General features: G+C 66.3%; 9 protein-coding genes and 1 pseudogene. 2 read left to right on the top strand and 8 right to left on the bottom strand.

Annotation, left to right across the window (positions count from 1 at the left end; translation table 11 throughout):
- The 4 genes and pseudogenes from A5624_RS26195 to A5624_RS26180 all read right to left on the bottom strand — a co-directional run.
- A pseudogene (locus tag A5624_RS26195) lies at positions 1–320 on the bottom strand (hydrolase); the annotation flags it as partial.
- A complete protein-coding gene (locus A5624_RS26190) occupies positions 317–1,873 on the bottom strand; it encodes a biotin carboxylase (RefSeq protein ID WP_232002337.1) in 1,557 nt (518 codons plus the stop codon). The pseudogene A5624_RS26195 and the gene A5624_RS26190, both read right to left, overlap by 4 nt.
- Positions 1,874–2,040: 167 nt before the next feature.
- The gene (locus A5624_RS26185) at positions 2,041–3,345 is read right to left on the bottom strand and encodes a cytochrome P450 (protein ID WP_066873240.1); all 1,305 of its coding nucleotides are present in this window, start codon (positions 3,343–3,345) and stop codon (positions 2,041–2,043) included.
- A 61-nt stretch (positions 3,346–3,406) separates the two neighbouring features.
- A complete protein-coding gene (locus A5624_RS26180) occupies positions 3,407–3,847 on the bottom strand; it encodes a nuclear transport factor 2 family protein (RefSeq protein ID WP_082990661.1) in 441 nt (146 codons plus the stop codon).
- Between the two features lie 64 nt (positions 3,848–3,911).
- Between A5624_RS26180 and A5624_RS26175 the strand changes: the two genes are divergently transcribed.
- Positions 3,912–4,697, top strand: coding sequence for a helix-turn-helix transcriptional regulator (locus A5624_RS26175; protein ID WP_066873247.1), 786 nt, complete (start codon positions 3,912–3,914; stop codon positions 4,695–4,697).
- Positions 4,698–4,709: 12 nt separating this feature from the next.
- Here the strand turns inward: A5624_RS26175 and A5624_RS26170 are convergent, their stop codons facing one another.
- Both A5624_RS26170 and A5624_RS26165 read right to left on the bottom strand, forming a co-directional pair.
- Positions 4,710–5,183, bottom strand: coding sequence for an SRPBCC family protein (locus A5624_RS26170; RefSeq protein ID WP_066873238.1), 474 nt, complete (start codon positions 5,181–5,183; stop codon positions 4,710–4,712).
- Positions 5,180–5,887, bottom strand: a complete 708-nt coding sequence (locus A5624_RS26165) for a DUF899 family protein (RefSeq protein ID WP_066873235.1) — start codon at positions 5,885–5,887, stop codon at positions 5,180–5,182. The genes A5624_RS26170 and A5624_RS26165 overlap by 4 nt, the downstream gene beginning before the upstream one ends.
- Positions 5,888–6,124: 237 nt before the next feature.
- Between A5624_RS26165 and A5624_RS26160 the strand changes: the two genes are divergently transcribed.
- Positions 6,125–6,433, top strand: coding sequence for a hypothetical protein (locus A5624_RS26160; protein ID WP_066873232.1), 309 nt, complete (start codon positions 6,125–6,127; stop codon positions 6,431–6,433).
- A 45-nt stretch (positions 6,434–6,478) separates the two neighbouring features.
- Here A5624_RS26160 and A5624_RS26155 read toward each other — a convergent pair whose 3' ends face one another.
- Both A5624_RS26155 and A5624_RS28370 read right to left on the bottom strand, forming a co-directional pair.
- Positions 6,479–7,189 (bottom strand): SDR family NAD(P)-dependent oxidoreductase, encoded by a 711-nt coding sequence (locus tag A5624_RS26155; protein WP_066873229.1) that lies wholly within the window; start codon positions 7,187–7,189, stop codon positions 6,479–6,481.
- Between the two features lie 124 nt (positions 7,190–7,313).
- On the bottom strand, positions 7,314–7,718 hold the full coding sequence (locus A5624_RS28370; RefSeq protein ID WP_156749135.1) for a hypothetical protein: 405 nt from the start codon (positions 7,716–7,718) through the stop codon (positions 7,314–7,316).
- Positions 7,719–7,763 lie beyond the last annotated feature (45 nt).

Below are 7,763 nucleotides of genomic sequence, written 5' to 3'. Positions count from 1 at the left end.
CTCACCGAAAACAACAGGTGTGGCGTCCGAGCGCCCAGGCCGTCGAGATATTCCTCGGCCGCGATCGCACCGCGGCAGGCGACGGCCCAGCCGTCGGTGCCCGAACCGGCCAATACCGCGCCGACGGTGGTGGCCGTGCCGTCCGTGCCCGTCACCGGAATCGTCGACAGATCGGCAGTAGCCGCGGGCAACGCCGCGACCGGCCCGGTGCCGCGCGAGATGATCGCGGTCGGCACGAAGTCTTCGACGTGCTGGAACGACCACCGCGCGTACGGCGCCGACAGCCAGTTGTCCAGTGCGATGCCGGCCGGGGCGCTCACGCGCGCGCGACGAGCCGAGAAACGATCGGCGCGGCCGGCGTCAAGGGTGTCGAGACGAACTTCGCCTTCATCCCCTTGACCCAGCGCTGGCAGCGCTCGCTGAGCCGATAGTCGTCCGTCTGCAGGTGTGAGCGAGTGACGAGCACGCCGAGTTGGGCGCCCTGCGAACGTAAGTCGCCGGGTGCGGCGACCCGCATGTAGAAGGCCTCGGAACCGTCGAGCAGCGTGGCCCAGTCGTTGGCGGTTCGCGAAAAGGAGACCCGGCCGTCGTCGTCGATCCGCCACACCCCGGTGCGTGGCGTCGCGGTGAAAAGCTCGATGTCCGGCGACGTCTCGGTGATGATCACCTGGCCCCAGACCTCGTCCTCGCCATAGCCCCGCTCCCAGCGCGAATTGATCTCCTCGATGTCGAGCTCGTACTCCACGTCCATGTACTCGAGCAGATGAAAGAGGAACAGCGGCATATCGGCATAGGCCTCGGTGGTGAGGTTGGTCATCGGGCTGGCACCGCTCAGCCGCGGATTCACCTCGCCGAGGTAGAGCTCGTCGGCGTCCAGATCGTGCAACAGGTCCACCTCGAAGTAGCCGCGGTAGCCCTCGCGCCGCATGACATCGCCCAGCTTTGCCACCATTTCTCGCGCCGCATGCGTCTGAGCGGGCGGCAACACCTCACGCCAGATGTCGTTGCCACACCAGCTGCCCCGGCTCGGAGTCAGTTCCGAATAACCGACGAGACTCGTCATCGCGGGGCCGACCACGGTGCCGTGCCGGGTCACGGCGCCCTCGAGGCACACCTCGACATTGCGGATCCGCTTCATCACCTTGAGGTCCTGCCCCACCAGATCACCGGCGTGCTGGTCCCAGTCGCGCTGACCGTGCACGAAGAAAGTCCCGCTGCCGGCGTTACCGTAAGCGATCGAAATGACGAGGTCGTCTCCCAATCCGGCGTTTTGCGCGAGCGCCAGCAGGTCGTCGTAGGAGTGAGCCCGCCCGATCGTATTAGGCACGCTCGGCACCCCCGCCTCGTCGGCCAACCGCGTCATGACGATCTTGGAGCCCAGGCGCTGGCGCAACTCGATCGGCGGATGCATGACATCGAGGCCCGCCGACCGCGCGAGCGCCTGAATTTCCTCGTTCAGCATGACAAAGCAGCACTTGCCGCCGGGACCTTTACCGGCGATGAACTCGACCGTCTCGGGATCAGACAGCAGATGGCTGCACACCTCGTCCATGGAGTCGAAATCGCGGCGGTCGCGCCGCCGGGGCACGAATACGCGCGAGTGCGTGCCCTCGAACGAGTCGAAGTAGGTGAGGTAGAAGAAGTTTCGTATCCACCGGTCAACGCCGAGCAGGTTGAACGGCGTGGGCGAGATGAAGAAGAGCGGCACCTTGTTCGTGTGGAAGAACGCGCGTATGTCCGACAGGCCGTTCAGCGTCCGGCGCTGCTGGGGCCACGTCACGTCGGTCGCGGTGACATCGAGGCCCGAACCCGGGGCCAGGGTGGTGGCGCGGCCAGACGCGGTGCGCTCGGCGCAACGCCGATGAAATGACATACCTGCATTCGACAAGTGTGCGCCCTGTCGGCGCCCGTGTCGAAGGGGGAACGGCGCCGAACGCCGATAGCCGGCCGGATGACACGCCTGGCCCCAAGGGCCGCGGCTGGCGTTTATACCGTTGTCCCGCAATCGGTTTCGGCCGATGTGGTTAGTCGGTAGCGCGGTCAGCCGGCGTTGACCCTGGCGGGCCCGAGATGGACTGGGAGGCGCTTGACTCCGTGCAGCAGGGTGCTGTCGTTGAGGGTCGGTTCGCCGGCGAGGGCGAGTTGGGGGAATCGTTCGAAGAGGGCGCGCAAGCCGATGTTCAATTCCATCCGGGCTAGCGGCGCACCGAGGCAGGCGTGCACACCGGTACCAAAGCCGATGTGGTCGCGGGCGTTGACCCTGGTGGTGTCGAATTCGTCGGGACGTTCGAAGATGGCTGGATCGCGGTTGGCACCGGCGATGCTGAGGAAGACGGTCGATCCCGCCCGGACGGTGTGGCCGTCGATCTGCAGCGTTTGGGTGGCCACCCGGGCGCCGAATTGCGCGACGGAGTGGTAGCGCAGCGTTTCTTCGACCGCGTTGGGCCAGCCCTCGGGGTGCGCTTGGAGGCCGGCCAGCTGGTCGGGGTGATCGACGAGCGCCGTGATGGCGTTACCGAAGGCGTGGGTCGTGGTGATGAAGCCGGCGCCGAGCAGGAGCCCCGCGAACATCTTGACTTCCAGCGCGGTGAGCTCGCTGTCCTGCAGCACCGCCGACAGGACGCTGTTATCGCCGCCGCTGCGGCGCAGCCGCTCGATGTGCGCGTCGAGGTAACCTTCGAACTCGCGCAGGGCCGCGAGGGCGGTCCCGAAGTCGCGCCACGAGGGCACCGTGGTGGTGAGCAGCTTGGCGCCAGGATCGGCCATCGCGTAGAGATAAGGAATTTCATCGCGCGGAATTCCCAGCAACTCGGCGATGACCTCGATGGGAATTTGAGAGGCGTAGTTGGCGATCAAGTCGCAGCGAGCGTTGTCGTCGAGATCGGCGACCAAGGCGTCGACGATCTCTTGGATGCGATGACGCAGTCGATCGGTCGCCCGCGGGGTGAACGCCCGCGACACCAGGCGTCGGAGGCGCTCATGTTCGGGCGGATCAATGATCAGTAGAGACGGCGGTTCGAGGCCGTTCAGTACGCCCGGATTCGTTTTCGCAAACGCCCATTGGACGATACGAAACGGCGACCGATCGTGGGGTTTGGAGGTCCGAAACCTGTCATCCCGCAAGATCTCTCGGACAATCCGAGCATCGGCGGTGACCCAGCCGCCGATCACCTCCGACAGGCGCCCCCGTTGACGAATCTGCTCAATGAGCCGGTGCGCGTTGTTGGGCTGGTGGTTGTCGATCACCAGCCGGGCGAACGGGTCGCCTCGGCGAGCCAACAGCTTCAGCGTCGCGCGAGCCAGTCCGTACCCGAGCACCCAGTGCGACCGGGTTTTCAGAGCCATTTCCGTATTGTTCGCCCCTACCTTGCCGAATGGATAGAGGCGCGCGTCAAAGTCGCCGACGCTAGGAATCCCGGTGGTATTCGTCGTTCGTCAGGACCTCGACGCCGCGCCAGCCCCAATACACGCGGTGGGCCTGAATCAAGCCGCTCTCGATCTCCATCACCTCGACGAAGTCCATTTGCTCACCGTCAGGCGTCGCGCGGGGATACTCCCAGGTCACCCGCCGACCGTCGGTGAAAAAGCCGGCCCGGTGATAAGCGCGCAGCTTCGGTGTGCGAGCCACCACCTCGGCGAGAAACGGCCGTAGCTGCGCGTGCCCCCGGCGGATTCCGTCCGTGCCGGTGATGTGGGCGACCAGCGGGCTTTCCAAGGTCGCATCGGTGGCATAACAGGCCAGCAGGGCGTCCAGGTCGTGAGCGGCCAGGGCGCTTTCCCAAGCCTGAACCACTGCCTCGATCGCGCCAGGCGGGGCTGTCGTGTTCGCGGTGTCGTCGGTGTCCATCGGCCCATCGTGATGCCGATTTGCTTCGGTGCCGCCCGAAATGTCCTCCACCTATCGTGGTGGCATGCCCAGCGATCCCGCACTCGAGGTCGCCGTCCGGGATGGCGGTGACGCCGATATCGGCAGTGTTGCCGCACTGATCGGCGAGCGTGCTCGGGCACGGGTATTGATGGCGTTGCTCGACGGGCGTGCGCTGCCCGCGAGCGTGCTGGCCACCGAAGCCGGGGTGGCCGCTTCGACGGCCAGCGAACACCTTGCCCAGCTGGTCCATGCCGGCCTGCTGACCGTGCATCGTCAAGGCCGCGCCCGCTACTTCCGTCTGGCCGGTCCACCGGTCGCCGAAGCCTTGGAGGCCCTCGCCCGAATCGCTGCGCCCGAGCCGATCCGCTCCCTGCGCCAAGGGACACGTGCGCACGCCCTGCGGCGCGCCCGCACCTGTTACAACCACCTCGCCGGGCGGTTGGGCGTTGCGATCATGAGCGCGATGCTCGACCGGGAGCTGATCGCCGGCGGCGACGGACGCCACCGTCCGGATGCCGCCGCAGCCGACCGGCTGTCGGCTCCGGGCGCAGACCTGACCTACCAGCTCACCGCCAGGGGACGAGAAACCCTCAGCGCCTTGGGAATAGACCTGGCCCCTCTCGATCGCAGCAAGCCCATGATCCGCTACTGCGTGGACTGGTCCGAACAACGCCATCACCTCGCCGGCGCGCTCGGGTCCGCGCTTGCCCGACGCCTTTTCGATCTGGACTGGATCCGTCACATCAATCAACGCCGCGCGGTGATGCTCACCGACGCCGGGCGGCAAGGACTCAGCGACACCTTTGGCCTACCCGCGAACTGGGATTGACCGTTTAGCTGGTCAACCAGCGACCGAGCGCTCGAGAGCGACCAGGGAGGTAGCGAGGTAATCCTCGCCGAAGATGGGCATCTCGCCAACCCGGTCCCGGAAGGCCTGCGGCGTACCGCTCCAGTCGTACGTGAGGGTGACGTCGGTGCGATCACCGTTCGGCACAAGGTCATAACGCCAGAACCAGCCGCCCGGCGTGTGGTTGCCCGCGTCGTCGAGCAGCCCAGGCATCCAGGCAATGGTGCGGTCCCGCTCGAACACATGCACCAGGTTGTGCGTGACGTAGTCGCCGCCCGCGGCGGTGAGGTACATGTTCATCGAGAACATCTGTCCCGCGCCGGTGATCGGCGCGGTGTCCACGGCGTCGCGGACCCAATCCGTGGGCTCGATGTTCTGGTGGCGGGACGGGTCGGCGAGGACTGCGAAGATCGCGGCCGGGGTGGCAGCGATGGTGCGGGTGACGACGAAACGTTCGGCCGCGCTCACGGTTTGGCCTCAGTCGTCGTGCATCCATACGCGGCCGCGATGGCGGGGGAGTCGAGCCACCCCGAGTAGGTGGGCCGCGACGGCCAACCTGGCGGCGAATCGAGCCATTCCTCTTGCCGGCCCCACGGCAGAATGTCGATCAGCCCGAACGAGTGACTGAGTTGCTCGGTGCCTCGCCCGTTCGTATGCCAGGTGCGATACACCGTGTCGGCGTCGCGCAGGAACACGTTCACGCCGAACCCGCCACCGGGCGGCGCGTCCATGTCGGCGGCGAACGGGCTCTGCGATGACGAGTACCACTGCATCCGGTTGCCGACTCTCCGCTTGTAGGCCAGCGCTTCCTCGATCGGTCCATTGGTGACGATGACGAACCGGGCGTCGTAGTTCTCGAGGAATTCCAGTCGGGTGAATTGCGACGTGAAGCCGGTGCACCCGCTGCACTGCCATTCCGCGCCGTCGGCCCACATGTGGTGATAGACGATCAGCTGCGAGCGGCCGTCGAACACGTCGACCAGGCGGATGGGCCCGTCGGCACCCACCAGGGTGTAGTCGGGCAACTCGACCATGGGCAGCCGTCGCCGCTGGGCGGCGATCGCGTCCAGTTCGCGGGTGGCGGCCTTCTCGCGGTTGCGCAGTTCCTCCAGCGCGGCACGCCAGGTTTGGTGATCGACGACCGGCGGCAAGGCCGTGTGTTCGGGGGACATGGCTCCACCTTTGCTCTCGATTTGTCCGTCCGAAAGGTCTGACCAGTCCTGTGTCCGGAATTCATCGGCACGCCCCCGACGCCGCTGTCCTTGACCCAATCGATGCATCGCATGTCCGCTAGCGGACATGACACCCGCCAATGGGGGCGCCCGGCCGTTGCCGTAGCGCAGAAGACGCTATTGACCTGCATGCCTGGGCTGGGTTCGATTAGTAAATAGCCACGAGGGGAGGTCCCCATGAGGACATTCATTCGCCAAGCTGTCGTCATCGTCATGCTGGCGTTCGCGTCGATGGCAGCCGTGACGGTGTTGACGCCGGCGGTGAGCAAGGCCGACTGCGCCGACGGCGAGTGGTGGGACCCGACCGGCAAGGTCTGCCGACCGCTCGGGGTCGGGCCGCAACCCTTGGCGTGCGACCCGGGCCAGTGGTGGGACCCGACGGCCAACGTGTGCCGCCCCTTGGGTGTCGGGCCGCAACCGCTCGCATGCGACAACGGCTGGTGGTGGGATCCGGGCGCCAACGAATGCCGTCCGCCGGCCGGCTAGTACCCAGGCGTGGATTCTGAGACACCCAGCGGATCGGCCCCGGCTTCAGCGATTCAGGAGAGCCGCGTACTGACGTTCCAGTGCCTTGGCCGCACCGCCATACCAGCTCGGCGAGACCGACTGCGACATCGGATCGGGGAAGATTTCTTCGGCCCCTTGCTCGACCCCGTCGAGGATGGCGCGCGCCACGGAATCTGCTGGCGACTTGGGTATGTCGAGGCCCCGGGTCATGTCCGTGTCCACCGGGCCGGTCAGGACCGCGTGAACGCTTACACCCTGTCCTGCGAGAAGAACTCGCAGAGACTGAGTGAAGTTGAATGCGGCCGCCTTGGAAATCGAATAGGCCGGAATCAGTGGCAGTGGCGCGAGCGCGTTCACCGAAAGATTGTTCACGATGGCGCCCCGAGACCGAATCAGCAACGGCAGCAAGGCCTGAGTGAGGTCGGAGGTGCCGAAGAGATTGACGGCGAGGTGTTGTTGAAGCACCGCGCGATCACTCAGGTCGTCGTAGAGTGCCACGCCGGCGTTGTTCACGAGAATGTCGAGAGATTCGAGTTTTTGCGCGGCCTGCTCGATCTGCGCGGCGTCGGTCACGTCCAGGCTCAAGGCGGTGACCCGCGGATCCGGATGGGTCGCCGGCCGTCGGGTGCCGGCGTACACGTGTTTGGCGTCTCGCCGCAGCGCCTCCTCGACCAGGGCCTTACCGATGCCCCGATTCGCGCCGGTCACCAGCACGGTCTTCCCAGCGATGGTCATACATCCTCCTAGACAACCGAAGTTTGAAGCGGTCGAAGATGTAGATCCCGCGTTGAGCAGAAATTGAGCGGTCGTTATGCGCCTGTGTCAGGGCTCGGTCGGCGGATGGGCCGCCACCGGTACATCACGGCGTTCCCGAACACATGAACGGAAACCCGCACCACGGCTTGCGCGTCGCCTCCGGAGGCGGGGGACCGCCCTCCCAGATCCCGGGGGCGGCGTTTCCATGCCCCCAGACGACGCCGTACCAGGTGTGGCACTGACTGGCGTCCCAGTTGACTTGCGTCCCCGGGCATCCGCGCCCGGTCTGCGGGTGCAGCCCGGTCTTTTGGTCTTCGGGGCAACAGGTGTACGGCCCGCTCGCACCCGGCGGCACCGGCCCGTCTTCGGGTGCCAAGCCATGCGTCTGCGGCACCGGCCCCGGCTGGGCCTGTGCGGTGCCGAGGGCGAGCCCCAGTCCGGCCACCACGACACCGCACGACAACAGCGCCGCGCCTACGACTTTCCTCGCAATTTCGTTGATGGCCACAGCAGTGCCCTTTCGCTGGTATCGGAAATTCAACGCCGCAACTCG

The organism is Mycobacterium sp. 1482292.6 (assembly GCF_001672995.1).
In the GTDB taxonomy this organism is placed as follows: Bacteria; Actinomycetota; Actinomycetes; order Mycobacteriales; family Mycobacteriaceae; genus Mycobacterium; species Mycobacterium europaeum_A.
The sequence above is the reverse complement of the archived record's forward strand: the minus strand, read 5'-3'. Positions and strand labels throughout refer to the sequence as shown.

Excerpts from the sequence above, each read along its gene's own strand:
- A5624_RS26165 (WP_066873235.1), bottom strand. The coding sequence starts at position 5,887 with ATGTCCCCCGAACACACGGCCTTGCCGCCGGTCGTCGATCACCAAACC.
- A5624_RS26185 (WP_066873240.1), bottom strand. The coding sequence starts at position 3,345 with ATGGCTCTGAAAACCCGGTCGCACTGGGTGCTCGGGTACGGACTGGCT.
- A5624_RS26175 (WP_066873247.1), top strand. The coding sequence starts at position 3,912 with ATGCCCAGCGATCCCGCACTCGAGGTCGCCGTCCGGGATGGCGGTGAC.
- A5624_RS26155 (WP_066873229.1), bottom strand. The coding sequence starts at position 7,189 with ATGACCATCGCTGGGAAGACCGTGCTGGTGACCGGCGCGAATCGGGGC.
- A5624_RS26180 (WP_082990661.1), bottom strand. The coding sequence starts at position 3,847 with ATGGACACCGACGACACCGCGAACACGACAGCCCCGCCTGGCGCGATC.
- A5624_RS26160 (WP_066873232.1), top strand. The coding sequence starts at position 6,125 with ATGAGGACATTCATTCGCCAAGCTGTCGTCATCGTCATGCTGGCGTTC.
- A5624_RS26190 (WP_232002337.1), bottom strand. The coding sequence starts at position 1,873 with ATGTCATTTCATCGGCGTTGCGCCGAGCGCACCGCGTCTGGCCGCGCC.